The sequence below is a fragment of the Cupriavidus phytorum genome (assembly GCF_003254285.1).
Classification (GTDB): Bacteria; Pseudomonadota; Gammaproteobacteria; order Burkholderiales; family Burkholderiaceae; genus Cupriavidus; species Cupriavidus phytorum.
Genome location: NZ_QKZN01000002.1, coordinates 190681 through 215393, shown reverse-complemented (window position 1 = coordinate 215393; position 24713 = coordinate 190681). Strand labels below are relative to the sequence as shown.

The window sequence follows — 24713 nt, the reverse complement described above, 5'->3', positions numbered from 1 at the left end:
CCCTATACAGTCCAAGCGGCCTTCGCCTGCCTCATTTCCATGAATTCGATCCCGGCCTGCCCCTGTGCCGCAAGCTGCGAGCCCAAGCAAATCGCCAACGCCTCGCCGTTCGGCGTGTCGATCAGAACCACGTCGCCGCGGCCGGCCAGCGCCGGTGGCGCTGCAGCGCCGAGCACCAACGTCGCAATGCCAGCCACACCGCCGTTGTCGCGCAACACGCGGCGGGCGCCCTTCTCGCTGGCGTACAGACCGCGCCAGCGCGCCCCCGGATCCGCGCCGCTCATCGCCTGGATGGCATCGCACACGAACAGGCAACAGTCGCTGTCGCCCCATGAAAAAACCCGCTCGCGGCGGGCTTCGATGAACTCGGCAAGCCGAGTCGGCCAGTCTTCCAAACGCTGCATCAGCGCCCCCACATCAGTTGCTTCTCGACCATCTGCGGCACGAACTCGAATCCCCGGTCACCCGGGTATCGGCTCTGCTGGTCCTCGTTGTTGTAGCGCCGCACCTTCGCGCGGTCCCAGGCGACCATCTTTGATTCGGCCGACACTGTGATCGAAGCCGTATCGCCGACGTCGATGGTCGGCACATCCATGCGCCCGGAGAACAACGGGATCGGCGCGTACCCCAGTTGCAAGTCCCACCGCAGCGGCGCAAACCAGATGCGGCACGGCCGGCCCTGATACTGCTCGGCTAGCATGATCGCGACATACTCCGTCGGCACCCCTGTGAGTGCGAGCCGGACACCAGTGGCTTCCAGGCTCGCCTGCTCTTGAATCGGTTCGATGCTGCCAAGCGCGCCAAGCCCCAACCACGTGGATCCGTTCCAGTCCATGCTGTAGCCGGCGCTGCAAACGCGAAGGGGCTGGGAGAAGTCCAATTGGACGAAGAAGACATACGGCACGTGGTCGGAGGTGATCAGCGAGACATTTCCGCTATCCAGCGCGCGAGTCATGAGAACGACTCCACCAGGCTGATCACCACCATTTCGGAAATGAAGCCAGGCATCACCGACACCGCATACTCGTCGGAGGTGTTCATCATCGTGGCCGTTGGCTTGTTCAGCGTCACCACTGACAGGTTTGCCGGCGCGACACGAAATGGCGGCGCGATCGGGATCAGCGCCTGACCGTTCGCGTCGCTGTACGTGTCAGCCGTGACAATCTTCAATTCCCCGCCGGCGCCCAGGTACTCACCCGCCCTCATCACCAGCGTGCTGGCTGGCCAGTACTTCGTGGGCAGGTACTTGTAGTCGATCAGCGACCCATTGACGACAACTTCACCATTCACCTGGTAGCTCTGCGAAAGGAAATCGAGCGCCATCGTTGCGTCGACCGGCACCGCTGCCAGGTCGGCCACAGGCGCGCTGTGCGGCCAGAGAAAGACCCGGCCGGCCATACCGCTGAGGCCAGCAAGGAATCCCTCCAGCCTGCCGCGCTTGTCCCGCTCCATGTGCGGAAATTCGAGGGTCGCCTTCCACCGCGCGCCGGGTCGCTCGACCGTTTGCGACGACCGATTCAGCGGCGACACGAAGGACTCGGTATTGGACAGCAGCCCCCATGTCGCCTTCGACGGCGTCAGATCAGCGGGCCAGTCAATTGTTGGCATCCTTACCTCCCGGCCAGTTGCCGCATGTCACCACCACGCGCGAGGTTCTGTTTCACCTCTGCCACGGCAGCGTTCTTCGCCTGCACCATCGCCTGCATGATCGTCGCTTGATCCGACCGGCTGTCGATGTTGATGTGCTGCGTGAAGCTGACCACTTGGCCGCCACCGGCCGCCGTCGCGGTCAGGGCATCGTTCGGCACAACGTACCCGGAGCCGGTCGGCACTACCAGTTCCGGCCCTCGCTCGCCCACCAAGTACGGCTGTCCGGCATTGATGTTGCCGCCGGTGGCGCGCGCCGAGACATTGGCGATCAGCGTATCCAGGCCGGCCTGCGTCTGCGGACCATACACGCCGCCCACCGACGTTCCGGTCATGTCGCCATACGCGCCCAGCATCATCGAACCAAGCTGGCTGAAGAGCCCGGAAAGCGCGGCACGCGCCTGGATGCGTATCAGATCAGAGATCACCGACTGGGCGAAATCGCGGAAGTTGCCCTTGCCCGTCATGGAGAACGTCACGATGCCGTCCTCCATCCGACGGAACGCATTGGTCGCCGCCGTGCTGGTCATTGCCATGACGTTGCGCGATTCCTCGGCATAGTTGGCCATGGCCTCTGTCGCGCCATTCACCCAGCTTTCCTGCTTCTCCCGAAGCGATGCGTAGTAGGCGTCATAGGCCTGCATCGACTGGTCTAACCCATCCCGCAGGTTCTTCTGCGAGTCCAGGTACGCCTGCGACGTGCGCGCCGCCTCCGGCGTGGCCTTCTCCTGCTGCAGAGCCAGGTCCTCGTACGCCTTGTAAATACCGCGCACGGCCTCTGCCTGCTTCTGCGCCTCGGTACCGCGCCCGACGGCGTCCAACTGCCGCTGGTACTGCTCAGACGCCGATTTCTGCATGTTGCCGATCTGCGCGCTGATCGCCGCGGACCGCTCTTCCACCTTCTGGATGTCGGTCTTCAGCTTCAACGCGCGCTCGTTCTCGACGTTCTGTGCGAGCTGGGCCTTGATCTGATCCTGGTTGGCCAGCAGGCTCTTCTGTTCGGCGGTCAGGATGCCCTTGCCTTTCAGGTCGCTGATCTTCTGCAGGAACTCGGCTTGCTGCTTCTCGGCGCCGGTCAGCTTCTCCGACGACTCCAGCGCCGCGCGAGTGGCCGCGTCCTGGTCGCGCAACTGCTGAATGAACCGCGTGGCCGCGTCATCCTGGTAGGCCTTGGGCTGACGCCCCTTGGCCGTCTTCGGATCCTTGAACTTCTCCTCGATGGCAGCAAGCCGCTTGTTGTACTCGTCGGCGGCCATGCCGACCAGCTTGGCGTCCTTGTTCAGCTGGTCGATCTCTTCCTTGCGCAGATCGGCGCGCGAGCGGGTCGCCTTCTCCTGATCCCGCAGGCGAGCCTGCGCCGCTACCGCAGCATCCTGTCGGCGCTGCTCCGCGGCCTTGGCTTCTGCCGCCGTATTGGCCGCCTCCAGCGGCTTCGCCTGCGCCTGCAACTGCTCGAGCTGCTGGCGCGCCCGCAGCAGCGCTGCACGGTTGAAGTTGCTGCCGCCCGCCTGCGCCGTGGGCGAGGCCTCCATCTTGGCGATTTCGGCCTTGGTGCGCTCGATCGCGCTGCGCACGTCTGCCAGCGTGGTATCCCGGCCGACGCCGAGCATCGCATCCCAGGCGCCCTTGGCCAGGCTGGTGAGCGTGCTCCAGGCCCGCTGCATGTAGCCGACGTTTGCCACCACCTGGTCGGCGCGGTCCTTCATTGCGCTGGCGTAGGTTCGCTGCGCCAGCGCGGCCGCCTCGTCCTTCCTGCCCTGGTCTTCCAGCGCTGCGATCTGCTCAAAGACGGCAGCGGTGAGAAAGTGGTACTGCTCGTTCAGCTTCTGAGAGGCCTTGACCGGTTCCTCGCCCAGCTTGACGAACTCTTCGACCGTCTTGTCGATGGCCGTGCCGGTAGCCTTTTCCCACGCCTGCGCTGCGTTGCCTAGTTCCACGAACGTGCTGCCGGCAATCTTGCCTGTCGAGGCCAGCGCCGTTAGCGTCTCGGCGGCCTTGCCCTGGGTGCCTGCCGTGTCGCTCATGACCCTGGCCATGGTCGCCATCTGGTCGGCAGACACTCCGGCCACGCCGCCGGTGATCGTCAGCGCCTGATTGAAGGCGCGCGTCTCGCCGGCACCTTTCTCTAACGCCACCGCCAGCCCGACAGCAGCGCCGGCCAGGATCGTAACTGGGTTGACTAGGCCGGCAATGAAGCCGCCCACGGCGCGCACGGCGGGGCCGACGCCGCCGAACATGTCCCGCAACTGCCCGCCCTGCTGGGTCAGGATCAGCAGCGGCGACTGCCCGCCAGCCAGCTGCGTCACGATGTCCGTCATCTGCGCCGGCACCATGCGAATGGCCGCCGCCGTCTGCCGCGCCGACATGCCGACGTCATCCAGAGACGCGCTGACCCGGCGCATGCCGGACGATGCAGCCTCAGCCGCCTTGAGCTGGTTGATATAGGGGGCGACGGACTCGCTCACGCCCAACAATGCCGCCTTCTGCTCGAGCAGTTGGATCCTTGTCTTGCCCGAAGCCTCCGCCATCCGCGCGGTCTGGTTGACGAACTGGTTGATCGCGCGCGCGTGCGCATCCGACCCGTTCCGGGCCGCCTCGGCAATCGCCGACTCCGCTGCCAGCGTGCGGCGCGCCTTGGCCTCCTGCGTGGCAATGAAGGCGTCCGCACTGCGCCGCGCCCTGTCCATTTCGGCGGTATAGCCGGTCGCGTCGGCCGTGACGCGAACAATGGTTTCATCAGCCACGTGACAACTCCCTTACCTTTTCCTGAATCACCGCGCTCACCGCGGCGGCAGCGGCCTTCTTCTTCGCTTCGAAGCCAGGCCGCAGGAACGGCTGCGCAGCCATCTTCGACGTGCCGTATTCGAGGAACCGGCCGTAGAAGGCTTCCTTCGACCAGGTCACGATGTAGGAAGCCAACCGCCCCGGGACGGACTTCTCTTCCTCGAAGGCTAGGATGATGTGCGAACGCAGGAAGCCAGGCGGGTGCCGGCCCTGCTTGCCCTCATAGATGCCCAGATCGACCGGAGCGCGCAGCTTCACCTCTGCATGAATCACGCGCCCGCCGGCCACCGCGGCCTGCCGCAGCACCGACTCGGAGGCGATCTGGTCGAGCGCGTTGAGCTTGCCCTTGAGCGCTTCCGCGTTCTCGATCGTGACGCGTCGCGGCTTCGCCATCACTCCCTCCGTGGGAACATCACCCGCTCGATCAGCTTCGCCTGCTCTTCCGGGTCATCCAGCAGGACCGGCTCGGCATCATTCGCCGCAGCGTGGTGCTCGCTCCACGGCGTCATGTCGAAGCAGCCAAATGGCTCGCTGCGCGCCTTTCGATCGCGATGGATATTGGCAATCGTCGACGCGATCGCGCCGGCGCGGAGGTCGTCATAGACGCCGCCTCGCTGATCGACCTGATACGAAGCCATGTACTCGACGAACTCCGCGCTGCTGATCCTCTCTTGCAGTTCCCTTATGGGGATTCCGAGGTCGATGCTGAGTCGGAGCCAGTGCCGCCGCTCGGGGCGGCGTCGGAGTTTTTTACCTCATCCTCCACCGCTTCGACCCCCAGCTTGTTCAGCCGCATGGCAACGTCCACCACGCGATCGAGCGCTTCCTTGCTGCGACCGCGCAACGCCTCGACGTCGTCCTCTGAGAACAGCAGTTCGCCGTTCTCGTCGATCACGCAGCACACCAGCACTCGCGCCTGGAACACGCTGTACGGCGTCTTCCCCTCGCCCTGCAGCGCCATGAAGCGGTCGCGCGCGGCGCCCGACATGACTGCCACGCGCACGTCGCCGCCCCATTCCGGCACGGGAACGTCTTCGTGCTCCAGCGAGGCAGCCAGGATGGATGTTTTCGAGAGAATCGGCATAGGTTATGCGTCCGTCACGTCGCCGGTAATGCGCAGGGTCACGCCGGTCGACTTCAGCAGTTGATCGACCCCGCCTTCCAGCGGGCTGTTCTTCGCGTAGGCGTCGAAGGTCTTGGTCTTGTTGTTCGGCAGCGTCAGCTTGTAGGTTTTCACCGTGCCGGCGCGCTTCGACGCGTCGATAGCCTGCTGCCCCGCATCGTTCATGTCACGGTTGACGTCGAAGGTGAAGCTGCCCCAGTCCTGCAGGCCGAGCGCGTATTCCTTGGCGGTCGAGTCCAGATCCGTCTTGTCCAGTTCGCTGGCCTGGCCGTCGAAACCCTTAAAGGACACCAGGTTTTCGATCTTGGTCCAGGTGGCCGGCGTCGCCGTGCCGGCCGCGGTGATGGTGCGACCGGTGGTATTGATGTCGAACGCGAAAGTGTTGGTGGTGACGTTCTTGACCACCACGGTCTGCCCGTTCAGGTCACCGGCGTTCGTGCCTGTCAGACCGGCCAGCGTGACAACGTCGCCATTGACGAAGCCGTGCGCGGTCGACGTGAGGATGGTAGGAAAGCCCAGCGCGATCGCGGTAATCGTCTTCGCGCCGCCTGCTGCGCCGGCAATTTCGAGCTTCGATCCCTGCGCGGAGATTGCGGTAGATGGCATTGTTGACCTCTTCGGTTGTGAAAAGCCCGCGCAGGGCGGGCAAGATAAAGACGTGGGTCAGGGCTTGAACCATATCGAGAAGTCGAGCCGAGACCCGTATAGCTGGGTGTCCTGTTCGCTGTCGCTTACCGGTGCGCCGATCGGCAGCGCGCCCGCAGCGACCAGCGCAGCGCGAGCACTGCGCATCGTGGCGACCGTCGCAGCCCGGGTTGCAGACCACACATTGATCTGCATGCGCTGGTTCTCCAGGTCCGCCGGCCCGCTCAGGTCATTCACGTCCTGCCCGCCGACAGCCTGGTAGGTGACATACGGTTTAGCGGCACCACTGGGCGCCACGTCGGGATAGACCTTCACCCCGATGCCGGCCAGCGCCGCCACGACCACGGCTTCGGCAGAATTAGGCATCGCGCGCCCCCGTTTCACAGACCAGGTCCACGTACTCGCGCCTCAGGCGGTCTGGCAAGACGCCCTTGATGTTGTAGGCGGTACCGTCCGCGCACAGCACACGCATGGACGCCGTAACGCCGTCGGCCGCCAGGAACGGAATGCGGAAGCTGGCCTGCACGATCGACGTCGGCGCATCGGCGCGGATGATCTCCAGACCAGTTCGGTGCAGGATGTTGGCCCACACGTCGATGACCTTGTCCCAGCCGATCACGGGCTGCCCGAAATCGTCATATCCGTCGGCGGGCTTCTGGATCTGCACCAGTTCGCTGCGCTGGCCGGCCCTCATACGCCAAGCCCCACGCGATAAGGCCATAGCAGGTCATGCGCGCCCTGTGGCAACTCGGCTACCGTGGCGCCGACCACCGTGTTCTCGCGGTTGCTGTACAGGTGCCCGAGGATCAGCAGAATGGCCGCCTGAATCTGCATATTGGCCACCATGGGATCATCGCCGGCCGTTCCGGCCAGCACCGCCGCATCCATGTCGGCCTGCGTGGCGTAGATCTGGCGGTTCAGGAACGACGCGGCGGCGCCTTCTGCGGCTGCAAGGTAGAGGCCGATCAGTTGATCCTCGCTCGCCCACGTGACACGCAAGTGCGACTTTGCCATGTCGAGCGCGACGATCGACATATCAGCCTCCCTTGCCCTTCCTGGCCTTCGTCTCGCCGGCCGGCTTTTCCTCGGCGGCCGGTTTCTCGTTCGTCACCTCGGCGACCGCTTCGGTGCTCTCCGCCGGCAGGCTGGCAAGCGCATTGTCCGAATCTTCGCGCGTCGGCTTCGTGTCCGCTTTTCCGCCCTCGCCTGAGGGAGCAGAATCGGAAGTCGCACCCTCGTTCTCGCCGATCTGCACCGCGCAGCCGGCGTCGATCAGTTCCTGCCCGCGGCTGCTGTCCATCTGCGCGACCATGCCGGCGCGCGGATCCTTGCCGATGAACTTGATTTTCATGATGTCCTCCAGAACGGATACGGCCCGCCGAAGCGGGCCGCTCCATCAGACAGCGTCAGCCGATCAGGCCACGTTGCCGAAGTCGCCGTAGACGAAGGCCTGCGGGCGGTAGACCGCCAGCGCCAGGCGTTCCTCGGCCAGGATCGTGACCAGGTTCTTCACGAAGTCGTCTTCGTTCTCGGTGGCGACTTCCACCCGCGCCTGCCAGCGGTCAAACACCTGCGCGCCGAGCTTAAAGGCGCCGACGAGGAACTTGTCGACGGTGATCGCCTGCGTGGCCACCACCGGCTGGCCCCACAGCGTTGGCGAGATCGTGCCCTGCGGATTGCCGATGATGTAGCGGCCGGTGGTGTCCTTGAGGAGTTCGATCCGGGCCCAGTCGCTGGGGTGCATCACGATGCCGGTCGCCGGGAATTCCGCCAGAGCGGCCTGCAGCATGGCCAGGCGGATGTTGTCGATGCCCGTTTCAGTGCCAGCCGGGTCGAACGGTGCCGCAAAGGCCGTCGCTTGCGGGATGATGCCCAGCAGGTTCTGGCCGGTGCCGTCGCCGTTCAGCAGCTGGTTTTCTTCGACCAGCGCCAGGCCGTAGCGCAGGCGGCCGTCGATGTAGCTCGCCAGCTGGGATGCATCGCTCAGGATCTGCCGCGAGGCCTTGACGAAATGCGCAATCACCTTGGCCGACGTGGTGACCAGGTCGAATTTCATGGTCGATTCCGGCTTCTTCACCGTTTCGGCTACCGGCGCGGCGTTGTTCGTGAAGCCGGTTTCCTTGACGTACTCCAGCACCTGGCCGTCCATGCGGCCCGGGGTGATCAGGTCGCGCACGGTCAGACGGCGATTCAGCGGCGCGATGATGCCGGGCAGGCGCGTGTTCTGCACCAGATCGCCCGCAGCGCCATCCGTGTCGGTGGCCACCGTGGTGATGGCAGCGTTGAACGTCATATCGACCCGGCCCCGCGGCGTGGTCTTGCCGGTGAAGGCCTTGAAGTCGTCGCTGCCGACGAACTGCTGACCGAACGACTGATGCTGCACGTCGCCACCCGCGCCGTTGGCTTCCAGCTTTGCCAGCGCCTGCTGTGCGTGCTGCAGGTTGGCCTGCATTTCGCCCTGCTTCGTCAGCAGTTCGTCCACCTTGGCCTTGGTTTCCTCGGACAGCTTGCCGGCGGCCAATTGCGCTTCCTTGAGCGCCTTTTCACCCGCCGCCTTGACGTCGTCGCTGATCTTGCCGAGCGACGCCTTGATTTCCTTGACGTCGTTTTCGTCAAAAGCGAGCACCATGCCGCTGCGCTGCATGTGGCGGAACAACATGTCGTGCACGGTGGCACCGATGGCCGTCAGAACGGCGGCAAATTTGGTCTTTTTCATAGGTTCGATTTCCTTTCCGGTTTGGGGATGATCTACAGGGAAAACGCGGTCAGCGCTTCCAATACCGACTTCGCTGCAACAGCAGGCGGGTCACCCGCGCTGCGTCCGGTGGGATCTCCCGCACCGCCGCCGGCCGGATCTCCCTGGCCGGACTTGAATTCGCTGATGAGGCGCAATGCCTCGTTCTTCGGCATGCCGCTCGAGCGCAACGCGGCTTCGATGCGGCGCACCGCGGAAGCCTGCGCCTTGGCGTCGCCCTTCTTGACCTGGTCGGACGGGAGGAACTCGTCGGCAAAGCCGTCGTCGATCGCGGTCTGGCCGCTGATCCACGTTTCCGCATCCATCAGCTTCGCCATAGCCTTCACGTCCTGCCCAGACCGCGCGGAATAAATGCTTGCCATGGCGTCGTCGAATGGCTTGAGCGTTGCCGCGATTTCCGTCAGGTCGTGCCGGTTGCCGACGGCCAGCACCCAGGCGTTGTGGATCATCAGGAAGCCGGCGCGCGAGATCTGCACCTTGTCGCCGGCCATGGCGATGATCGACGCCGCGGAGGCGGCCAGTCCCAGCACCTTGACCGTGACCTCGCCGTCATGCTCGCGCAGCAGGTTGTAGATCGACAGGCCTTCGAACATGTCGCCGCCCGGCGAATTCACGTTCACCGTCACCGGGCCGGCGCCCATACCGCGCAGCGCGCCGGCAATGCGCTTGGCCGTCACGCCATCACCGGACCAGTAGTCATAGCCGATCACGTCATAGACGCTGATCGTGCGGTCTGCGTCCGACTCCGCCACGGCGCGCACGCCGGTGTCCCAGCGGTCCAGAGCGCGCGGCTGCAGATGGCTCGATACGCTGGCAGCAGGACGGCCAGCAGGGATGCCCGGAAGGGTCTTGATGCTCATGATTCCGTTCCTCGTGGCTGGTCTTCCAGTCCCAGAAATGCGCGGATGGATGCCCGCGCCTGGTTTGCGTCGCCCGCGGTGGCCGCGCCGATCGCGTCAAGCGTCGTCATGGCCGATTGCACGGTCAGGACCGCGGCATTCCCGCCCATCGGCGGTCGCTCTTCGAACTCGCGGACTTCGTCCCGGGTCAGAATGCCCTTGTCGACCATAACGCCGTAGAACGCTGCACGGCCGGCGCTGTCGGCTCGCAGCAGCCCTTCGACCGCGAATTTCGGGTAGAACCGCCCACGCTCACCAGAGCGCAGCAGATCCTTGCTGATGGCCTGCTCGATCCGTTTCAGCCACGGCGCCAGCGTGAAGGTCAGGAAGCCGATCATCTGCTGTTCGATGCCAGTGCCCCAGCTGGTCGACTTCTCGGTGTGGCCGACCATCCACGGCGGCACGCGGAACCACCGGCAGATGGCCTCGACCGAGTAGCCGCGCGACTCCAGCAGTTGGGCATCCGACGGCTTGATGCCCACCGACTCGACCGAGGATCCACCTTCGAGCACCGGTGTTTCACCGCGCTCTACTGAGCCCTTCAGGTTCTCCCGGAATTCAGTGCGCTGCTTCGGCGTCAGGAAACTCTGAAACTTGTAGTACACCGTCTGAAGCAGTCCGGTGCTGAACGTCGACGCTGCGGCCTTGTCGGCCGCCATTGCGTTGCCGAACACCTTGGCACCGTAGGCGATCACCGACACACCATTGATGCCGTCCAGCGTGAAGCCTGGAATGGTCCAGATGCGGGATTCCGGAATCTCGCGCAGCGTCCCGTTCGGCCGGGGGTAGGTGAACTTCTTGCGGCCGGTGTTGTAGTCCTGCGTGCAAGCCAGCTTGTCAGGGTCCAGGTACGCCAGCCCCACCACCTGATCACTGCCGCTGACGTACAGCTTCTCCGCCCGGCCAGCGCCGCGCAGCAGCATCGAGGCAACCATCGCTTCCCAGAACACGGAAGCCGTCGAATCGACGTTCGGCTGGTCGTGGATGATGAACTGCAGGGGATGCTGAGGCGCCACCCGCTTTCCGGCGCTGGTGCGCTCGTACATCGACAGCGGCAGCGTGGCGATCGTCTCGGAAATCAGCCGGACGCAGCTCCACACCGCGTCCAGCTGCATCACCGCCTTTGGCGTCACCTCGACGCCTGCCTCGAACGCCGCGGTGCGGTTGTATAGATCGGAATCGGTCAGCGAGAACGACCGCACAAAGCCGTCAATGGCCGCCCGGACGCCACGCGCGACACGTGTAAGGTTCAGTTTCATGCGTGGCCCGCCACAATGGGATTGCTCAGCCAGTCGTCCAGGCCGCCCATCCCTTCTGGATTGAGTGACAACAGCGCAATCGCATTGAATAGCGCCATGAGAGGGTCAATCTTTGCGGTCCCACTGGCCTGCTTGGTAATCAAGATTGCGTTGCCACGTGGCTCGACCTTGGCATTGCCGACGCACCAGTTCATCAGTTCGGTGCCGCCATGCCACAACGTGCCCTCGGCCAGCTTGCGCTCGGTGGTCTTGATCGTGCCGCCCAGTTTCCAACCCTGGGAAATGCCGATTACCTTTTCCTGTGGGATCCCCGCCTCAACGAGCGCATCCAGCACCGCACCGATACCGCTCGGGTCGACGCCAACCTTATCCAGTAGCCCGGAGGCTTCGATCAGCGCAACCAGCTCGGCGAGCTCGATCACGTCATCGCCAATCTTCTCGACGATTACCAGGTCGCCATTGCGCGCAAAGTCCTGCAGTCGCGGCGCGATCTCCTTGCGCCGCTCCAGCACTGCCGGATGCGCCCATGCCCGGCACCAGGCCAGCCACTCGCCCGTCTTGAGATCCCGCCCGACAGCTGATAGCCCAAGCAAGTCGTCAAGACCGCCGCCGTCCACACCGACGTCGATGACCTCGCAACGCTCGAGCAGCGTCTCGATGGTGATGCCACGCCGCGTCTGCCCCTCCCAGAACATTGCGCCGGCCCAGTTGTCCGAGCGCAGCGCCAGACCGATTTCCACATTGCCGTGCTTGGCCATGAAGCCGCGGAACGATTCCTCGCCTGCCTCTTTTGCCTTCCTGAACTCCCGTTCAAGAAAGGCGCGGTCCACCGAATACCCCAAATTCGGGTTGACCATCGCGAGGTTTTCCACCTCGAGGTGCTCGCGGCGCGCCACCATTTCCGGTGGGTGCTCGAAGATGATCGGAACAAAACTCTTGTCCTCGATCTTGCCGTCGCGCACGTCGCGCGCGTACTGCAGCTTTTGCTTGAACACGCCAGCCGGAGGGTCATCGCTCTGGGTTGTCAGGTAGATGACGAACCCTTCTGGCCGGGACGCCAGGCCACCGATCGCCTCGCGCAGCATGTTCTCCGCGTTGGGCTGCTTCCCGAACAGCCACAGCTCATCGACCAGCGTGCCGACGCTCTTCTTGCCACCGACCGTGTTGGAGTCGGCCGCCACCACCTTCAGCGTTGCGTTGCTCTCCCGGTGGGTGATGGTCTTGATATGGGTCTGCACGTGCATCAGCGCGTTCAGATCCTCGTCCACCCGCTCGGCGCAGAAATCGCGCGACGGGCCGAAGCTGTTGTTGGCGATCTCGATGGTCGGCGCCAGGATTGCAAACTCAGCCGACTGCCGCCAGTTGAGGATTAGCGCCGTCATCATGATGCCGGCGGCGATCGTGGACTTCGAGTTCTTCTTCGGCAGGCAGACGAACCATTCCGTGATCAGGCGGCGCCCGGACTCTGGCTGATATGCACCGAAGATCGATGCAACCAGCTCGAAGACCCATTCCGCGCAAGCTTCACCGAACGTCGGGCTGCCTGGCGCATCAACGATCCGCAGTTCCTTGAAGATCGCCAGCGCCTGCTCGGCCTGGTCTGGGAAGATCGGCGGCGGGATGATCGACCGCCCCGACTGCAGGCGTTCGGCCCAGTCGGGGCAAGCGGTCGTCCATTCCATAGCGTCATTTCACGGCACGTAGCGGCGGCGCCGCGGCGGCGAATCGCCCGGAAGCCGCCTTCTTGGCTGCGTCCGCGCGATCCTCCTTCTTTCCGGTGTCGCCCAGCTTCCGATGGAAATAGGGCATCAGCTCTTTCGCCGCGAAGACGCGGAGCTTCGGCTCCGTCAGATCGTCATTCATCACGGCTTTCAGGAAGGCCTTCGGGTCGGAATACTGGGTTGCCTGCTCCCAATTGAACGCGGCAGCGGCAGCGGCAGCGTCTTCATCCAGAGACTCAGGCCCGCGCGCCGGCTGCGCCTTTGGCGTTGCCTTGGCTGGCGGCGCAGCTTTCCGCGCAGTACCGGCCTTCGATTTGCGCGCCAGGTGAGCCAGGACGTCGGCATCCTTCGCCAAGCGCGAACCGGCGGAGGCCGCCGTTCCCGCGCTGTAGCCGGCATCGATTGCTGCCTGCTTGTTCGAGAGTCCCCGCGCTTTGGCCTCGGCAAACTTGAGCTTTTTGCCTGTCAAAGCCATGGGAAAACCCCGCGTCGCGGACCTCAATTCTTAACATCGCGCCGCCTGATTGACTTTTCCAATCAAGGGCTTGCGGCTCATTGTTGAAGAAGCAGCCGTGTTAAAGCTTTAACAAATTTCGTGGGAGGGGAAATTTTCCCTGCGTGAGGGAACGGGCGGTCTAGAACCGACGGGGCGCCCAGACTTTTGTGGTGCCCCTCCCATCACTTTCCAGCCGACCGCCGCCGATCCGCCAGGGCAGCGCGGCAGCCGTCCCACCGCGCCCGCACACTCATCGCGCTGCCATCGCCGCACCAATGCGGTGCGCCAGAACCCTTGCCGTGCTTCGAGTTCTTGTTTTTATGTCATTAACGTGCGGAGTGGAGCAGACAAGCATCGTGCCAGCCGAGCGCGTCATCGCACGCTCGATCTGACGCCATACCTCGTGAGGAAACCAGCCAGCGCCGCGACGTCAACCTGCAAGCCAGTGCGGCGGTGCAACCATCCCAGGACGGAGAGCAGAGGCCTGACCCACCACGACACCTTGACGCTCACCGTCACGTTCAGCACGGTCATGGTTCGTTCTCCTGCCGCTGCTTGTCGCGGCTGTGGTGCGTAGCGCAGAGCGTCTGCCAGTTTGCTCGATCCCAGAACAGCGCCTGGTCGCCGCGGTGGGGCACTCGATGATCAACCACGTTCCCATACGGTATCGCCAGCCCGCGCGCCGCGCACTCCAGAATCACGGCGGCCACGGCGGTGGCGCTGAAGCGCTGCTGACGCAGGCAATACTCGCAGAATGGATGCTCGCGTAGATGCGCGTCGCGCTCCTTCTGCCATCGGTAGCCGTAGCCCCGTTGAGCGCTGGTCTGCGCGCCGGTGCGCCATGAGCCGGGCTGCATGAGTGGGGCGCGGGCACCTGCCTGAGGCAATCGCGAACGCAACATCGACAGCTTCTTTGTGGAGTTAGCGTTTTGACCCATTCCAGACCAATTTGCGAACGATGGGTGTGGCTGAACACCACACCTTGGTGAAGGAGTCTACGGTGCTATCGCGCCAAAGGTGGCGGTGTTTTGGCGCACGCCACCGCTGACTGCGCAATGCATCTACCCCTGAAGAGGGGGACGCCGCTCACGCCTATTGCAATCTCGCATCCAGACTCAACTTCCGCTACGGCAATTTTGCCTTTTTTGGGAGATGGGAAATGGAAAGCCCTCAAATTACCGAGAACGTGGATGGATCCACGCGAATCAAGGCTTTAGGCCACGATGTAACAATGAACGCGGATGGCACGGTAAACGCTACGACCAAGCATGGCACTCAGGTTGCGGTTGGAAAAGACGGTGCCATTAATGTGAATGCCGTTGCCGTAAGCCGGGTGGAGATCTACGACATTGCCGAAGTTGCCGCAATTAATATCGTGGCAGCGCCCAACGGCGGAAAGGAACGACAAATCCTGTTCAACAATGGCGCCACGGCTAAAGTTCGCTTTAATGCCAACGACAAATTTGTATCCCTCGAGGGCACCAAGCTCGAAATGGGCTTGACCCTCGCAGGCGTTATGACACTGAAGCAAGAAGAAGCAAAGTAACGCTAAAAAACAAAAAGCCCCGCTCGGTTCCGGCGGGGCTTTGGGCGTAACTCTGCAATTTGGGAAAATTCTAGGGCCGCTGTAACAGCCTGTCAAGCTTCAACTCCAGCAGGAGTGATCAAACCCATGGCAGCGAAATAATCATCCAGGCGCGAGACGGCGACAGCCTCCAACTCTCGCAGGCGCTCTCGGATCTTGGGGAACGCGCGGGCATAGGTCATGTGGTTTCCGCCGAACGACTGCGCCATGTCGCGGAAGCTCACCGCCAGGCGCTCATGGTTGGCGAAGGCCTTTGCCACAAGCATATCCAGCGCCGGCCCGGTGATAGCGCTGCCATGCGCCAACCAGTCGGCCAGGTACCGGATTCCCTCAACGCGGCCGGGACCGTAGAAGTAGCGGCGATGACGCTGCCCGCCTGCTCCGATCTCCTCGTACTCGGCCGGCGTGAAGCGCGCGCGCACTACCGCCCGCTCCGGCGCCGGCAGCTTCGAATCTACTGCCGACATCACCATGGCGCACTGGCCGCGCACCTCGTCGCTGGTCAGCCCACCGAAGTCCACTGTGCTGTCCGACGGCGAGCCGCGCAATTGCTCCAGCCAGGCCTCTTGCATACCGGTCAGATTCGGCGTGGCTTCCATTGCCCGGATCAGCGCCGTCCGGAATGGCGTCTTCTGCCGCGGCGGCAGGGCCATCACCATGTGAGCCACATACAGCGCCTGGCGCGTGTCGGCGAATACTGCGTTCATCCTCTCTTTCCCCCGTCTTGTCGTTGATCCCTTACGCCTTGCTGCCAGCGCATGTACGGCAGCCGCACGCCGGCGTGAAACTTGGCTTCGGCCGCGGCCACGTGGTCCAGCTGCGCGCGTGACTCGATGCCGCTCACCTGGAGCACGAAAGCCCGGGCTCCCGCGGCTGACTCGCATGGCTTCCGGGTTCGGCTCGCCACGAAGCGCCAGAAGTCCGGGTTGCCGCACCACATGCCGGCCAGTCGCGCCAGCGCGCCACCCTTTTGCGCTGTCATGCCGGCGCTCCCATGCCGAACAGCGCCCGCACTACCGCATGCTGCTTTCGCACGCTGCCGTTTCGGCGGGCACGGTTCACCGTGTTGCGGTCAATGAGCGCCTTGTAGGCGAGCGGATCCTCTTCCTTCAGCTTGGCCCGGCGCGCCCGGCAGCGCTCGGTATTGGTCATGGCCCGCGGCTTCGGCTTGCTCTTCCCCGGGAACGGCAGCCAGAGGGGGATGGGCGAGCCGGCGCGCTTCTCCCAACCCACCACATGGGCAGCGCCGGCGGCTTCCTTGGTGCGCATTAGCGCGTCGATGGTGTGACGGCTGGCGCCGGTGACCTTAGCCATCTCATGCACCGTCCGACCGCGGCGGTCCAGACAAACCCGAGTCAGGAGAAACCAGGTCGGCGACGTTTCGCCGTGGAAGGGCTTCGAGCCCAAACCCAGTTCCTTGCCTTTCCGGTAGACCGATTCGATTGAGCGGCCCAGCTCCGCACCGATCACCCGAAACGACTTGCCAGTCGTCCAGAGGGAGCGCAGTCGGGCCACGTCCTCTTCCGTCCATTTCATCGCAGCATCCCCCACAAGATCGGGCCGACGATCACGCCCATCACCAGCACCGAGAACACGTCGCAAATATCCGCAGCGCTCACGTCCGGGCCTCCGATACCCCGACGGCAGACCAGTAGCCGCGGCTGTAAGCGATCCGCCCCCCTTTCCTCTCCTGCTGCAACAGGCGGTCAGCTGCACGATAGGCAGCATCTCGCGCGATTGCCTTGTCCATGCAAAGAGACAAGGACGAGCTAATGAACGCTTCAATCTCGGCGGCCGTAAAGCGGCTCTTCGACTGCATGTATTGCCTGGCACCGGCCAAAGTCCCAATCGGGATCACCACCCCATTCACCTTCATCGAACCTCCTTGATCTGGATTCCCTTCACCGCCATCAGGTGCCGCTTGATCCGATATTCCGGGGTGATGGCCCCCTTCACGTCCTCCACCGTCAGCCCGGCAGCGCCAGCCTCCCGGTACACGAAATCAGCCACGTAGCGCAGCGGCGGGCGCTTCCGCCCTTGCACCACCACCGCCGGCGCGAGCTCGAACACCACCTGGCGCTCCAGCTCGCTGATCCGGCCGGCACGCTGCAGGATCCGCAGGTGGTGGTACCGCTCCATCTCGCGCTGGCTGTCGAACGTTTCGCCGCCAACGGTCACCCGGGTGTTGCGGTACTTGCTCGGCTTCGGCTCCTTGCCTCCCATGCCGCCCGGGCGTCCTGCCGCAGCCTTTCCGCCGGCGCGGCGCCCCGCTTCTTCTCCACCGCCATCAAGTAGGCCTTGATCGCCGGCGGCGCCAGGCTGATTACCCACCTGACCTCGCATTCGTGCCGCCACGCCTCGTCGGTTCGCATTGCCCCACCTTCCCCACATGCCCATCACGTCGCCTCCCAGCGCAGCTTTCCCTGCAGCGGGTGGTGGTCCTCACGTGTCCGGCTCGGGCAATTCCATGAACCGCCCTTCGTTTCGGCGACCACACGCCATCCGGCAGCGCGTAGTGAGGCCCCGCCCTCGGGCGGCAGCGTGTAGGTGATCAGCTTCCGATACCCCATGGCGCGTGCAGCGCGCCAAGCGGCGGCATAGAGCATCGAGCACGCATTGAAGGCGCCATCGGTGCAGCAACGATTGACCTCCAGCGTCAGGCCATCGTCGAGCGCGCGGGCCACGGGCCGGCCGATCACAGCAACGCCACGCACATCACCCACGCCATCGGCGACAGCTACGCTGAACTTGTGCCCCGTCACCGCCTTGTGGTGCCGATGAAAGCGACGCACGAACGCATTGGCGTCAGCAAACGCGATGGGAACCACTCGTAGGCTCATACCTGCCCCTCAGTCGGTGGATGGCCGTAGAAGAACGCGTGCACGTCGGCGTAGACCGAGCTTTTGGTACGCAGCAGATCCGCCAGCAGCGCCTGGCGCCAAGGACCATCACCGGCAGCCTTGAACACGCCGACCTTGTAGCGCTGGAATTCCTCGCCGGCCTTGCGCGGCCGCCACACCTCGGCGCCCTTCGCTTCGATGCCCGGGGCCGACTCCCACCAGGTCGCATCCCCACCGCCTGCCGGCGTGCCAGACGCTCCGGCGGGCTTCTGCGGCGCCGGCTCGTCCAGCCAGCGCTTGCCGTTCAGCCACGTCGCCGGGTGCGGGATGAACTTGCCGCCCTCTTCGCGCCACTCGGGCCAGCCCGATTGCTTGGCGATCGCGGCCAGCAGCTGCTCGACCAGCGCCTCATCGGCACCGAGCTTCGCGAATGCCTTCTCGGCGTCCGCCTTCGCCACCTTCCGGGGGTAGGCCTGCCACAGGCGCTCGAACAGCGCCGACTGTTTCGCTGCCTTTCCGCTCTTCGCGGGCGCGCCCTGACGGTTCCCTGATGATTCCTTTGGAGGTTCTTTACGGTTAGACGGCACCTGGTGCGGGGGTTGGCGCATCTCCTGCGGGGGTACCCCGGCATCTGCTGCGGGGGTGTGGTGCATTTCCTGCGCCGGTGAATCTCCTGCGCCGGTGCACGCCGTGCGGGGGTGAATCTCCTGTGGGGGTGAATATGCTGCAGGGCTAACGGTGTAGCTGGTGTGCCGGCCGTTCGAGCGATTCGCCGTCACCACCTGGGCAGCTTCCAGCCACTTGATGGCGTTCTGCACCGCGCGCTCCGAGGCGCAAACCCGCTTGGAGATCGTCGGAATGGAGGGCCAGCAAACCCCTTGGTCATTGGCGTTGTCGGCCAGGGAGATGAGCACCGCCTTCTGAGCGATGGACATACCCTCCAGCGGCCAGCACTGGGACATGATGATGGTGCTCATGCGGCAACCTCAAACAGCGATGCCTGCCGCGGCGACTGCGTGCAGACCATTGTTAACGCGTGGGAAATGCGGGCTCGGGCGATCTCGACGTATGCCGGCGTCATATCGATGCCAATGAAACGGAACCCTTCCCGCATAGCTGCCTTACCCGTGCTGCCACTGCCCATGAATGGATCCAGCACCAGGCCGCCGGCAGGCGTAACCAACCGGCACAAGTAGGCCATGAGCTCGGTAGGCTTAACCGTCGGGTGATTGTTCTGGCTCGTCTTGTCGGTGCGTTCCGATTGGAAGGAGCCCGGGTTCGCGTCGCCGCTCGACCAATGCAGCGGCTTGCGTTCCATGTGCTCGCATCCCTCGTTTCGGTCGGTGCGGCTCGCCTTGGCACAGTAGAAAAACCGTGCGGCCGTGCCGGTGTCGGCGTGGAAGGCGCCGGCGACGCGCTCCCGCTTGCCTGTCACGCGGCCGGCGCTGGCGACGCTCGCCTCGGTGCCGTCAACCGGTGCCGAGGCGCCTCGCTCGCCGAACTTAGCGAATGCCTGCAGCACCTCATCGCTGCCGTCGTGGATGACGTTGGCTGGCCAACGGCCGGCCGCGTCTCCGCCGCGCGGGCCAGGCTTCATGGCGAAATTCGTACAGCCGGCGTCGGTGTATCGGTGATCGGCGCTCGCCTCACCGGATCGGCCGCGCGGCGTGCTCTCGTCGTGCCGGCAAGGGATGCCGCCGGTGCCGGCGCGCAGCACCTCGCCGGTTGACACGCGGCACGCGTCGATGTTCAGCGCACCGGTGCCATGCGCCAGGACGTTTGCTGCGACCGTGCCGGCCAGCGGCTTGCGCGCGACGCAGATGGGCTCATGCGCCGGTTTAAGCGCGGTGCCCCAGCCATCCCAGTCGCCGCCGAGGTTCCGTGATTTCGGAAAGCCGGAACCGTACAGCCACATGATCTGATCGCGCAGCTCGAACCCGGCATCTTCAATCGCGGAAGCCATGCGGTGATAGGTGCGGCTGCCGCCGAACGCCAAGAGGTGCCCGCCAGGCTTAAGCACGCGCAGGCATTCCGCCCAAATCGCGGGACTATTTGCAATGCCCGTGCTGTCCCAGCCCTTGCCCATAAAGCCTAGTTCGTACGGCGGGTCTGTGACTATGCTGTCGATCGACCAATCCGGCAGCCCTTGGAGAATTTCGCGACAGTCGCCGCAATGGACTGAGAAGCGCCCCGTCATGCGACCACCTTTACCAGGCCCGCCTCGAACAGCAGGCCCACCGTCTTCCGGTGCGCCGCCTCCCACATTTCCTCGCGCTCGGCGCGGCTCAGCTTGGCGCCCTGGTCCAGCTCTGCGTGGCAGCGGTGGCACAGGGCGGCAATGCGGTAGTCGTGGGCCTTGATGCCGCGGCCCTTGCCGTCCCTCAGTTGGTTGGAGTGCGCTGCCACCACCGTCCCGTCCTGCCGGTTGCAGTGCTGGCACGGAAAGGCCCGCACGGCCTCGAGGAGCTTCTTGCTGCGGAAAATCATCAGAACAGGCTCCCCTGCGGATGCGGTCTGCGGACCGGGCGAATGGTTCGGCCGGTGACCTTGCACGCGCGCGACGGTCCCTGCTCGAGCTTGCCCTTCTGGCGCAGCTCGTTGGCCCGGCCGCTGACGGTGTTGATCGCCAGGCCGGTCGCCTGCGCCAGCTCCTGCAGCGAGTAGTCGCGCGGATAGATGCCGATGGCATCCATGATTTCCTGCTGGACCCGGCCCAGTTCGCCGGTGGTGCGCATCCGGTCGTAGTTGCGGATGCTGGTCTGAGCGACAGCGGTTTGCATGCCCTCTCCTATGCTTCTTCGGCCGACTTGGGCCGGTATTGCTCATCCTTGAAGCCCGCATGCCACTCCAGGTGGGCGTCGGTGCCCGGTGGCCAGTGCGGGTTGTCCTCCGCTGCCAGGCCGCGGCGGAAGGCTTCGGCGCCCTCCTCGCGCAGCGCGGCGCGCGGCATCAGCTCGTGAATCACTCGCCCACCTCCGGCACCGCCAGGCGGAGGTTCTTCTCGGTCAGGTGGAAGACGCGGTGACGAATGTCCGTGCCGTCGTCCTCGTAGACGAACTTGTGGGCCTTCTGGGCGGCCACGTAGCGCGCGTAGAAAGCGCGGCGGCCGCTCGGCATGCGGTAAGCCCCGCCGGGGGTCAGACGATCGTTCATGCCCGCCCCCGAAGGCCAGAGCCACACTCACCAAACCCCTCGCGCGCGCAGTGGCATGAAGCGCCGACCTGGCACAGCGTGCTGATCGCGTCCAAATAGGGTTTCGTGACCAGGGCGAAGCCGCAATTCCCTGTCAGCATGTCGATCTTGTTGAGAGGGATGCCCTGCGAATTGGCCAGGATCCGGCTCACGTCGGAGCTGTCCCATCCCATCAGGTCCATCAGCTCCTTCCGCCGCTCGGAGGAAAGCGCCATCCGGACAGCTTGCTCAAGCTTTGCCGGCGAAAGTGTGGTTGTCATGGTGCCTTGCTCAAGGTGACTCAGCGCCGCCCAAACCCACCCCTACTTCGCTGCGTGCAGTTGGGTTGGATGGCATCTACGCTGCAGTTATCAAACCGCGGCTTTCCGCGGACTGTTGCGGGGGATCCCGCCCTACCTACTTCTGTGAGTGCCCACATGGAAAATGGACGACTTCGTTTGATGGACCGGCTTGACGGCCTCTCCTTCGCCCCTGGAACCAATTCGGATCACGGTTTTGTGACCCTGCACTTCGGCGACAGGGGCGACCCAAGCGAGCTATGCATACCGGTCCCGCTGGCCCTCCAACTACTGAACTCCCTGCAGCTGCTGACCTACGAGCACGGCTTGCGGAAGCTCGCTCACTGACTAGGGCCCGGGCTGTTTGGCTGGCATCGGCTGATTCAGAAACACATCCGGATGGGCCAGCTTTACTGCCGGCGGAATGCCGCGCTCCTTCCAGTTGTGCACGCGCTGGGCGCCGCCCTTCTTTTCGAAGCCAAGCAGCTCAGCGACCTTGGCGGGGCCGCCCAGGCGATCAATCAATTCACGATCCATAGCGATAAAGGCGTCGGGTTCCATGCCGGCATTAAACACCACGTTTAGTGAGAAAGCAAACACTTTGTTTATCAACGAAGTGTTTACTTGTGAGACGATCGCGCGCATGCACGCAACGATGGTTCGCCTCTACGAGGCAGCACGCACCCTGAAGAATCTCGAGACGCCGACGGACGTCGCGAGAGCGCTCAACCAATCCCAGCAAACGATCAACAACTGGGAGAGGCGTGGCGTATCGCGCCTGGGCATGATCGAGGCGCAGAAGCACATCGGCTGCAGCGCGACCTGGCTCCAGACAGGCAAGGGCTCGATGACGCATGACCCGTCGATCCGAACCGCCAACGACACCGAGAATGGCCTGGACGAGCGGATGCGCCTGGTGCTCGAAGAGCCGGACATCAAGCCGCAGGCAGTAGCGAAGGCAGCTGGTGTCACGCCCGACGCGGTCGCCAAATGGCTGTCCGGCGAGATCAAGACGATCACGCTCGACCAGGCAGTGGGAATCCAGGAGGCGTTCGGCTATAGCGCTGTATGGCTGATCATGGGCAAGGGCGCCCCGAAAGCCGTGGTCTTCGATGACCCCCGGCCGAAGCCACCCGCGAAGAAGGAAACAAGGTCACCCAAGAAGCAGACTGAACCCTCGGACCCGACACCCCTTACCTACATCGCGGACGTAACGAAATACCGTCCAATCCCGGTAGTAGGACGTGCCCAAGGCGGCCTCCCGGACCGGATTTGGACGGACGGAGACTATCCCGTGGGAGCAACGCAACAGTACGCGGAGGTCGCCAGTGCCGACCCCCTCGCCTTTTTGACGCCCGTGGTGGGCCTGTCCATGATTCCGCGCTACAACCCTGGTGAGTTTGCGCTGGTGGAGCCCGGTACCGAGCCCGAGCTGGAGGATGACGTCCTTGTCCGGCTGAATAGCGGTGAAACAATGATCAAGCGCCTGCTATCAAAGCGGCAAGGCGTCCGGCTGGGAAGCTATAACGACCCCGAGGTCTTCACCTTCGAGCCGGGGGACATCACGTGGATGTATTACGTCGCACACCCAGTGCCCGCGCGCAAAATCAAGACCAGGCTTTAGGAGCTGCGCCATGAAGAAGAATATCGTTGTGGCGGGCCTTGCCCTGCTCGCCGCCCAAGGCTGCGCAACAAAAAACTACGGCACGCAGGCGCCCCTGACCGATTTCGAGAGACAGACGCTGACCTGCCGTGAGATTGAACTTGAGCAGGCGAAGGTTCAAGGCTTCCGGGCAAAGATCGAAGGGCAATCTGTGCGGCTCGATGCACGTGACTTCGTGCCATGGAATTTCGGCATCGGGAACCACATCGCTTATACGGAAGCTGTCGAAAGCGCAGACCAGCGGGCGCAGCAGTTGCAGGCGGCCGCCAAGGAAAAGGGTTGCGCAGCTGCGAGCGCCCCCAAACCCGAGCCTGCCATCAGCAGTCGCTGATCAGCGCACCCCCATCCCGTGCAGAGAGGCCCGCCCACCAGGCGGGCTTTTTTTCGCCCGAAACTAAACATTTTGTTTGACTCACGTTTAAACATTGTGTTTAATCACCTCCATCAGCTCACCGATGGAGGCACACATGGAAGTTCTCGCAGGTATCGGCATCATGGTTTGGACACTGGTGGTTGTCCTGGCCGTGTCCCTCATTCGCGGCGCAAGGGGCTGAGCCGTGACGCCCGATCAAGCCGCCATCCGTCAGGCCGTACTGGACAACTCGCGCGCCGAGCTGCTGCGCGAGCTGCAGGCGTCCCACCGAATCATTCGAAACATGCTGGGCCTGCTCTCCATCAGCCAGGTGGCAATGCTAGCCGAACGCAATGCTCGCAACCAGGTCGACGGCGAGGGAATCACGCGCGCCCATGAGCGCGAGGCAGTCATCCGCCGCGCGGGAGGTGCAGCGTGAAATTCCTCCGCGCCCTTCTCTTCTGGATTGGCATCGCCGTGGGCTTCATTGCCCTGTGCGGGGCCTACACCGTTCTCAACCTGGACGCGCCTACCGCCACCCCGATCTGGAGGCAATCGTGACCTTCCGCATCTTCATCAACCGTCAGTGCGTCTATACGGGCCGCTTCGCCAGCTGGTGGGCCGCTCATGACGCGGCCATCAACCGCGGCCTGCTGTGTGGGGCGCGCAATGTCCAGGTGAAAGCAGCATGAAGCTCTCTGAACGCCTTTTCGAAATCTTCGACGCGCAGGCAGCCGTCGACCGTCGCAAGATCGCAGATCAGGCCGACGACCTCGACACCCTGGGCGCGATCCTGGCGCCCGCACACTACGCTGGCGTCGAGTTCGCTCCGGAGCGCATACACGCATGTGGGCACTTCATCCACGTGAGTTCTAGAGATGCGGACGCAGCTTTAGCCTGGTTGCTCGGCAACGGCTTCAGCCTACAGAAGGCTGAGCACGCTCACGATTACACCCACAACCACTTGGTTCATGCGCGGCTTCGCTGCCCGGTCATCGTCCTGACCGATCCGCAAGCGAAGGAGCAATCATGAGCATCCCTGGCTTCCTCATCCGCACCGCGGAGAACAGCAAGGCCTTGGCCGAGCGCGCCAGCCTTATTGGCAAGGCGCCGATCCCGCCCGGACTACCCTCCGCGCAGGAGGTAGTCGTCGCAATCGATCGGGTCCTGCAGTGCGACAACTTCTATTCGAGCGCCGCGCAGGATGCGCTCGCAGGCCTGGCGCTCGTGCGGGAGCAGTTCGCTACGCCACACATCAAACCCCGTGAACTCGCCGATGCGGAGGAAGCGCTGGCCATCAGCCGGGAGGCCCACGCGGTCATGACGCTGCAGATCGCGCAGTTGGAGAAGCTGGCGCGCGAGCTCAAGTGCGCAGCGGTCAGGCACCCGCACCAGCCGCTGTCGCGCTGGGTGAAGTTCGGGCCGATGGCGGCCTTCCTCTCCACGATCAAGGATCAGGAATGACTGGGAAGAG

General features: G+C 64.1%; 41 protein-coding genes. 7 read left to right on the top strand and 34 right to left on the bottom strand.

Annotated elements, in window-relative coordinates; genetic code table 11:
* Positions 1-2: 2 nt before the first annotated feature.
* From C7416_RS06380 to C7416_RS06295, 19 genes are all read right to left on the bottom strand, one after another.
* On the bottom strand, positions 3-404 hold the full coding sequence (locus tag C7416_RS06380; protein ID WP_146604253.1) for a DUF6950 family protein: 402 nt from the start codon (positions 402-404) through the stop codon (positions 3-5).
* Positions 404-955 (bottom strand): hypothetical protein, encoded by a 552-nt coding sequence (locus tag C7416_RS06375; protein WP_111517662.1) that lies wholly within the window; start codon positions 953-955, stop codon positions 404-406. Before C7416_RS06375 ends, C7416_RS06380 begins: the two co-directional genes overlap by 1 nt.
* Positions 952-1608 (bottom strand): hypothetical protein, encoded by a 657-nt coding sequence (locus C7416_RS06370; protein ID WP_111517661.1) that lies wholly within the window; start codon positions 1606-1608, stop codon positions 952-954. The genes C7416_RS06375 and C7416_RS06370 overlap by 4 nt, the downstream gene beginning before the upstream one ends.
* Before the next feature lie 2 nt (positions 1609-1610).
* Positions 1611-4391: a phage tail tape measure protein gene (locus C7416_RS06365; protein WP_111517660.1), complete on the bottom strand. Its 2781-nt coding sequence runs from the start codon at positions 4389-4391 to the stop codon at positions 1611-1613.
* Complete coding sequence (locus tag C7416_RS06360) at positions 4384-4824, bottom strand: HK97-gp10 family putative phage morphogenesis protein (protein WP_111517659.1); 441 nt, start codon at positions 4822-4824, stop codon at positions 4384-4386. Before C7416_RS06360 ends, C7416_RS06365 begins: the two co-directional genes overlap by 8 nt.
* Positions 4824-5096, bottom strand: a complete 273-nt coding sequence (locus tag C7416_RS06355; protein WP_419951037.1) for a phage tail assembly protein T — start codon at positions 5094-5096, stop codon at positions 4824-4826. The genes C7416_RS06360 and C7416_RS06355 overlap by 1 nt, the downstream gene beginning before the upstream one ends.
* Positions 5097-5113: 17 nt before the next feature.
* On the bottom strand, positions 5114-5515 hold the full coding sequence (locus C7416_RS06350; protein ID WP_181461159.1) for a hypothetical protein: 402 nt from the start codon (positions 5513-5515) through the stop codon (positions 5114-5116).
* Between the two features lie 3 nt (positions 5516-5518).
* Entirely contained in the window at positions 5519-6160 is a 642-nt protein-coding gene (locus C7416_RS06345) for a phage tail tube protein (protein ID WP_111517657.1), read from the bottom strand.
* Between the two features lie 57 nt (positions 6161-6217).
* The gene (locus C7416_RS06340; protein WP_111517656.1) at positions 6218-6565 is read right to left on the bottom strand and encodes a DUF3168 domain-containing protein; all 348 of its coding nucleotides are present in this window, start codon (positions 6563-6565) and stop codon (positions 6218-6220) included.
* On the bottom strand, positions 6558-6866 hold the full coding sequence (locus tag C7416_RS06335) for a phage head closure protein (RefSeq protein WP_220085016.1): 309 nt from the start codon (positions 6864-6866) through the stop codon (positions 6558-6560). The genes C7416_RS06340 and C7416_RS06335 overlap by 8 nt, the downstream gene beginning before the upstream one ends.
* Before the next feature lie 23 nt (positions 6867-6889).
* Positions 6890-7234: a head-tail connector protein gene (locus C7416_RS06330; RefSeq protein ID WP_111517655.1), complete on the bottom strand. Its 345-nt coding sequence runs from the start codon at positions 7232-7234 to the stop codon at positions 6890-6892.
* Position 7235: 1 nt separating this feature from the next.
* Positions 7236-7550 carry a hypothetical protein gene (locus C7416_RS06325; RefSeq protein WP_111517654.1) on the bottom strand — a complete coding sequence of 105 codons (315 nt, stop codon included), beginning with the start codon at positions 7548-7550 and terminating at the stop codon, positions 7236-7238.
* Positions 7551-7613: 63 nt separating this feature from the next.
* Entirely contained in the window at positions 7614-8915 is a 1302-nt protein-coding gene (locus C7416_RS06320) for a phage major capsid protein (RefSeq protein ID WP_258400949.1), read from the bottom strand.
* Positions 8916-8947: 32 nt separating this feature from the next.
* On the bottom strand, positions 8948-9814 hold the full coding sequence (locus C7416_RS06315; RefSeq protein ID WP_111517653.1) for a head maturation protease, ClpP-related: 867 nt from the start codon (positions 9812-9814) through the stop codon (positions 8948-8950).
* The gene (locus C7416_RS06310) at positions 9811-11112 is read right to left on the bottom strand and encodes a phage portal protein (protein WP_111517652.1); all 1302 of its coding nucleotides are present in this window, start codon (positions 11110-11112) and stop codon (positions 9811-9813) included. Before C7416_RS06310 ends, C7416_RS06315 begins: the two co-directional genes overlap by 4 nt.
* A complete protein-coding gene (locus tag C7416_RS06305) occupies positions 11109-12794 on the bottom strand; it encodes a terminase large subunit (protein WP_111517651.1) in 1686 nt (561 codons plus the stop codon). The genes C7416_RS06310 and C7416_RS06305 overlap by 4 nt, the downstream gene beginning before the upstream one ends.
* Before the next feature lie 4 nt (positions 12795-12798).
* Entirely contained in the window at positions 12799-13308 is a 510-nt protein-coding gene (locus C7416_RS06300; RefSeq protein WP_111518080.1) for a terminase small subunit, read from the bottom strand.
* A 393-nt stretch (positions 13309-13701) separates the two neighbouring features.
* On the bottom strand, positions 13702-13863 hold the full coding sequence (locus C7416_RS29095; RefSeq protein ID WP_181461158.1) for a hypothetical protein: 162 nt from the start codon (positions 13861-13863) through the stop codon (positions 13702-13704).
* Positions 13860-14186 (bottom strand): HNH endonuclease signature motif containing protein, encoded by a 327-nt coding sequence (locus C7416_RS06295; RefSeq protein ID WP_258400948.1) that lies wholly within the window; start codon positions 14184-14186, stop codon positions 13860-13862. Before C7416_RS06295 ends, C7416_RS29095 begins: the two co-directional genes overlap by 4 nt.
* Before the next feature lie 302 nt (positions 14187-14488).
* Between C7416_RS06295 and C7416_RS28860 the strand changes: the two genes are divergently transcribed.
* A complete protein-coding gene (locus tag C7416_RS28860) occupies positions 14489-14875 on the top strand; it encodes a hypothetical protein (RefSeq protein ID WP_146604252.1) in 387 nt (128 codons plus the stop codon).
* A 92-nt stretch (positions 14876-14967) separates the two neighbouring features.
* Here C7416_RS28860 and C7416_RS06285 read toward each other — a convergent pair whose 3' ends face one another.
* The 15 genes from C7416_RS06285 to C7416_RS06220 all read right to left on the bottom strand — a co-directional run bounded on the left by C7416_RS06285 (position 14968) and on the right by C7416_RS06220 (position 21869).
* Positions 14968-15621, bottom strand: coding sequence for a hypothetical protein (locus C7416_RS06285; RefSeq protein ID WP_111517648.1), 654 nt, complete (start codon positions 15619-15621; stop codon positions 14968-14970).
* Positions 15618-15896, bottom strand: coding sequence for a hypothetical protein (locus C7416_RS06280; RefSeq protein ID WP_146604251.1), 279 nt, complete (start codon positions 15894-15896; stop codon positions 15618-15620). Before C7416_RS06280 ends, C7416_RS06285 begins: the two co-directional genes overlap by 4 nt.
* On the bottom strand, positions 15893-16450 hold the full coding sequence (locus C7416_RS28855) for a hypothetical protein (RefSeq protein ID WP_146604250.1): 558 nt from the start codon (positions 16448-16450) through the stop codon (positions 15893-15895). The genes C7416_RS06280 and C7416_RS28855 overlap by 4 nt, the downstream gene beginning before the upstream one ends.
* Positions 16451-16529: 79 nt before the next feature.
* Positions 16530-16790, bottom strand: coding sequence for a hypothetical protein (locus C7416_RS06270; protein ID WP_111517645.1), 261 nt, complete (start codon positions 16788-16790; stop codon positions 16530-16532).
* Entirely contained in the window at positions 16787-17137 is a 351-nt protein-coding gene (locus tag C7416_RS06265) for a DUF1064 domain-containing protein (protein ID WP_111517644.1), read from the bottom strand. The genes C7416_RS06270 and C7416_RS06265 overlap by 4 nt, the downstream gene beginning before the upstream one ends.
* Positions 17089-17286 (bottom strand): DUF7696 family protein, encoded by a 198-nt coding sequence (locus C7416_RS29425; RefSeq protein ID WP_419951036.1) that lies wholly within the window; start codon positions 17284-17286, stop codon positions 17089-17091. The genes C7416_RS06265 and C7416_RS29425 overlap by 49 nt, the downstream gene beginning before the upstream one ends.
* A 24-nt stretch (positions 17287-17310) precedes the next feature.
* Positions 17311-17754 (bottom strand): XF1762 family protein, encoded by a 444-nt coding sequence (locus C7416_RS06260; protein ID WP_111517643.1) that lies wholly within the window; start codon positions 17752-17754, stop codon positions 17311-17313.
* On the bottom strand, positions 17751-18731 hold the full coding sequence (locus C7416_RS29235) for a helix-turn-helix domain-containing protein (protein WP_220085015.1): 981 nt from the start codon (positions 18729-18731) through the stop codon (positions 17751-17753). The genes C7416_RS06260 and C7416_RS29235 overlap by 4 nt, the downstream gene beginning before the upstream one ends.
* Positions 18728-19951 (bottom strand): DNA-methyltransferase, encoded by a 1224-nt coding sequence (locus tag C7416_RS06245; protein WP_111517642.1) that lies wholly within the window; start codon positions 19949-19951, stop codon positions 18728-18730. Before C7416_RS06245 ends, C7416_RS29235 begins: the two co-directional genes overlap by 4 nt.
* Entirely contained in the window at positions 19948-20241 is a 294-nt protein-coding gene (locus C7416_RS06240) for a DUF1364 family protein (RefSeq protein ID WP_111517641.1), read from the bottom strand. Before C7416_RS06240 ends, C7416_RS06245 begins: the two co-directional genes overlap by 4 nt.
* Positions 20241-20534 (bottom strand): helix-turn-helix domain-containing protein, encoded by a 294-nt coding sequence (locus tag C7416_RS06235; protein WP_111517640.1) that lies wholly within the window; start codon positions 20532-20534, stop codon positions 20241-20243. Before C7416_RS06235 ends, C7416_RS06240 begins: the two co-directional genes overlap by 1 nt.
* An 8-nt stretch (positions 20535-20542) precedes the next feature.
* Positions 20543-20719, bottom strand: coding sequence for a hypothetical protein (locus tag C7416_RS29090; RefSeq protein ID WP_181461157.1), 177 nt, complete (start codon positions 20717-20719; stop codon positions 20543-20545).
* On the bottom strand, positions 20716-20907 hold the full coding sequence (locus C7416_RS28850; RefSeq protein ID WP_146604249.1) for a hypothetical protein: 192 nt from the start codon (positions 20905-20907) through the stop codon (positions 20716-20718). Before C7416_RS28850 ends, C7416_RS29090 begins: the two co-directional genes overlap by 4 nt.
* Positions 20904-21206, bottom strand: a complete 303-nt coding sequence (locus C7416_RS06230; protein ID WP_111517639.1) for a DNA-binding protein — start codon at positions 21204-21206, stop codon at positions 20904-20906. The genes C7416_RS28850 and C7416_RS06230 overlap by 4 nt, the downstream gene beginning before the upstream one ends.
* A 366-nt stretch (positions 21207-21572) precedes the next feature.
* Positions 21573-21869: a hypothetical protein gene (locus C7416_RS06220; protein ID WP_243419600.1), complete on the bottom strand. Its 297-nt coding sequence runs from the start codon at positions 21867-21869 to the stop codon at positions 21573-21575.
* Between C7416_RS06220 and C7416_RS06215 the strand changes: the two genes are divergently transcribed.
* The 6 genes from C7416_RS06215 (at position 21868) to C7416_RS29290 (ending at position 24703) form a co-directional block, all read left to right on the top strand.
* Positions 21868-22848: a LexA family transcriptional regulator gene (locus tag C7416_RS06215; protein WP_165835122.1), complete on the top strand. Its 981-nt coding sequence runs from the start codon at positions 21868-21870 to the stop codon at positions 22846-22848. The genes C7416_RS06220 and C7416_RS06215 overlap by 2 nt on opposite strands.
* A 10-nt stretch (positions 22849-22858) precedes the next feature.
* Positions 22859-23218 (top strand): hypothetical protein, encoded by a 360-nt coding sequence (locus C7416_RS06210; protein WP_111517635.1) that lies wholly within the window; start codon positions 22859-22861, stop codon positions 23216-23218.
* Between the two features lie 226 nt (positions 23219-23444).
* Positions 23445-23678 carry a hypothetical protein gene (locus tag C7416_RS06205; RefSeq protein ID WP_111517634.1) on the top strand — a complete coding sequence of 78 codons (234 nt, stop codon included), beginning with the start codon at positions 23445-23447 and terminating at the stop codon, positions 23676-23678.
* Between the two features lie 118 nt (positions 23679-23796).
* The gene (locus tag C7416_RS29295) at positions 23797-23931 is read left to right on the top strand and encodes a hypothetical protein (RefSeq protein ID WP_022539353.1); all 135 of its coding nucleotides are present in this window, start codon (positions 23797-23799) and stop codon (positions 23929-23931) included.
* Complete coding sequence (locus C7416_RS06200) at positions 23928-24272, top strand: hypothetical protein (protein ID WP_111517633.1); 345 nt, start codon at positions 23928-23930, stop codon at positions 24270-24272. The genes C7416_RS29295 and C7416_RS06200 overlap by 4 nt, the downstream gene beginning before the upstream one ends.
* Positions 24269-24703 carry a hypothetical protein gene (locus C7416_RS29290; protein WP_258400946.1) on the top strand — a complete coding sequence of 145 codons (435 nt, stop codon included), beginning with the start codon at positions 24269-24271 and terminating at the stop codon, positions 24701-24703. The genes C7416_RS06200 and C7416_RS29290 overlap by 4 nt, the downstream gene beginning before the upstream one ends.
* Positions 24704-24713: the final 10 nt, after the last annotated feature.

What these genes read in the sequence shown, in the direction of transcription:
- C7416_RS06210 (WP_111517635.1), top strand. Translation starts at nt 22,859, where the DNA reads ATGAAGAAGAATATCGTTGTGGCGGGCCTTGCCCTGCTCGCCGCCCAA.
- C7416_RS28850 (WP_146604249.1), bottom strand. Translation starts at nt 20,907, where the DNA reads ATGAACGATCGTCTGACCCCCGGCGGGGCTTACCGCATGCCGAGCGGC.
- C7416_RS06370 (WP_111517661.1), bottom strand. Translation starts at nt 1,608, where the DNA reads ATGCCAACAATTGACTGGCCCGCTGATCTGACGCCGTCGAAGGCGACA.
- C7416_RS06200 (WP_111517633.1), top strand. Translation starts at nt 23,928, where the DNA reads ATGAAGCTCTCTGAACGCCTTTTCGAAATCTTCGACGCGCAGGCAGCC.
- C7416_RS06330 (WP_111517655.1), bottom strand. Translation starts at nt 7,234, where the DNA reads ATGTCGATCGTCGCGCTCGACATGGCAAAGTCGCACTTGCGTGTCACG.
- C7416_RS29425 (WP_419951036.1), bottom strand. Translation starts at nt 17,286, where the DNA reads ATGCGAACCGACGAGGCGTGGCGGCACGAATGCGAGGTCAGGTGGGTA.
- C7416_RS06320 (WP_258400949.1), bottom strand. Translation starts at nt 8,915, where the DNA reads ATGAAAAAGACCAAATTTGCCGCCGTTCTGACGGCCATCGGTGCCACC.
- C7416_RS28855 (WP_146604250.1), bottom strand. Translation starts at nt 16,450, where the DNA reads ATGAAATGGACGGAAGAGGACGTGGCCCGACTGCGCTCCCTCTGGACG.
- C7416_RS06380 (WP_146604253.1), bottom strand. Translation starts at nt 404, where the DNA reads ATGCAGCGTTTGGAAGACTGGCCGACTCGGCTTGCCGAGTTCATCGAA.
- C7416_RS06340 (WP_111517656.1), bottom strand. Translation starts at nt 6,565, where the DNA reads ATGCCTAATTCTGCCGAAGCCGTGGTCGTGGCGGCGCTGGCCGGCATC.
- C7416_RS06230 (WP_111517639.1), bottom strand. Translation starts at nt 21,206, where the DNA reads ATGACAACCACACTTTCGCCGGCAAAGCTTGAGCAAGCTGTCCGGATG.
- C7416_RS06240 (WP_111517641.1), bottom strand. Translation starts at nt 20,241, where the DNA reads ATGATTTTCCGCAGCAAGAAGCTCCTCGAGGCCGTGCGGGCCTTTCCG.
- C7416_RS28860 (WP_146604252.1), top strand. Translation starts at nt 14,489, where the DNA reads ATGGAAAGCCCTCAAATTACCGAGAACGTGGATGGATCCACGCGAATC.
- C7416_RS06325 (WP_111517654.1), bottom strand. Translation starts at nt 7,550, where the DNA reads ATGAAAATCAAGTTCATCGGCAAGGATCCGCGCGCCGGCATGGTCGCG.
- C7416_RS06235 (WP_111517640.1), bottom strand. Translation starts at nt 20,534, where the DNA reads ATGCAAACCGCTGTCGCTCAGACCAGCATCCGCAACTACGACCGGATG.
- C7416_RS06285 (WP_111517648.1), bottom strand. Translation starts at nt 15,621, where the DNA reads ATGAACGCAGTATTCGCCGACACGCGCCAGGCGCTGTATGTGGCTCAC.
- C7416_RS29095 (WP_181461158.1), bottom strand. Translation starts at nt 13,863, where the DNA reads ATGACCGTGCTGAACGTGACGGTGAGCGTCAAGGTGTCGTGGTGGGTC.
- C7416_RS06260 (WP_111517643.1), bottom strand. Translation starts at nt 17,754, where the DNA reads ATGAGCCTACGAGTGGTTCCCATCGCGTTTGCTGACGCCAATGCGTTC.
- C7416_RS06345 (WP_111517657.1), bottom strand. Translation starts at nt 6,160, where the DNA reads ATGCCATCTACCGCAATCTCCGCGCAGGGATCGAAGCTCGAAATTGCC.
- C7416_RS06350 (WP_181461159.1), bottom strand. Translation starts at nt 5,515, where the DNA reads ATGCCGATTCTCTCGAAAACATCCATCCTGGCTGCCTCGCTGGAGCAC.
- C7416_RS29235 (WP_220085015.1), bottom strand. Translation starts at nt 18,731, where the DNA reads ATGAGCACCATCATCATGTCCCAGTGCTGGCCGCTGGAGGGTATGTCC.
- C7416_RS29290 (WP_258400946.1), top strand. Translation starts at nt 24,269, where the DNA reads ATGAGCATCCCTGGCTTCCTCATCCGCACCGCGGAGAACAGCAAGGCC.
- C7416_RS06315 (WP_111517653.1), bottom strand. Translation starts at nt 9,814, where the DNA reads ATGAGCATCAAGACCCTTCCGGGCATCCCTGCTGGCCGTCCTGCTGCC.
- C7416_RS06300 (WP_111518080.1), bottom strand. Translation starts at nt 13,308, where the DNA reads ATGGCTTTGACAGGCAAAAAGCTCAAGTTTGCCGAGGCCAAAGCGCGG.
- C7416_RS06280 (WP_146604251.1), bottom strand. Translation starts at nt 15,896, where the DNA reads ATGACAGCGCAAAAGGGTGGCGCGCTGGCGCGACTGGCCGGCATGTGG.
- C7416_RS06245 (WP_111517642.1), bottom strand. Translation starts at nt 19,951, where the DNA reads ATGACGGGGCGCTTCTCAGTCCATTGCGGCGACTGTCGCGAAATTCTC.
- C7416_RS06215 (WP_165835122.1), top strand. Translation starts at nt 21,868, where the DNA reads ATGCACGCAACGATGGTTCGCCTCTACGAGGCAGCACGCACCCTGAAG.
- C7416_RS06305 (WP_111517651.1), bottom strand. Translation starts at nt 12,794, where the DNA reads ATGGAATGGACGACCGCTTGCCCCGACTGGGCCGAACGCCTGCAGTCG.
- C7416_RS06220 (WP_243419600.1), bottom strand. Translation starts at nt 21,869, where the DNA reads ATGCGCGCGATCGTCTCACAAGTAAACACTTCGTTGATAAACAAAGTG.
- C7416_RS06310 (WP_111517652.1), bottom strand. Translation starts at nt 11,112, where the DNA reads ATGAAACTGAACCTTACACGTGTCGCGCGTGGCGTCCGGGCGGCCATT.
- C7416_RS06375 (WP_111517662.1), bottom strand. Translation starts at nt 955, where the DNA reads ATGACTCGCGCGCTGGATAGCGGAAATGTCTCGCTGATCACCTCCGAC.
- C7416_RS06295 (WP_258400948.1), bottom strand. Translation starts at nt 14,186, where the DNA reads ATGCAGCCCGGCTCATGGCGCACCGGCGCGCAGACCAGCGCTCAACGG.
- C7416_RS06265 (WP_111517644.1), bottom strand. Translation starts at nt 17,137, where the DNA reads ATGGGAGGCAAGGAGCCGAAGCCGAGCAAGTACCGCAACACCCGGGTG.
- C7416_RS06270 (WP_111517645.1), bottom strand. Translation starts at nt 16,790, where the DNA reads ATGAAGGTGAATGGGGTGGTGATCCCGATTGGGACTTTGGCCGGTGCC.
- C7416_RS06360 (WP_111517659.1), bottom strand. Translation starts at nt 4,824, where the DNA reads ATGGCGAAGCCGCGACGCGTCACGATCGAGAACGCGGAAGCGCTCAAG.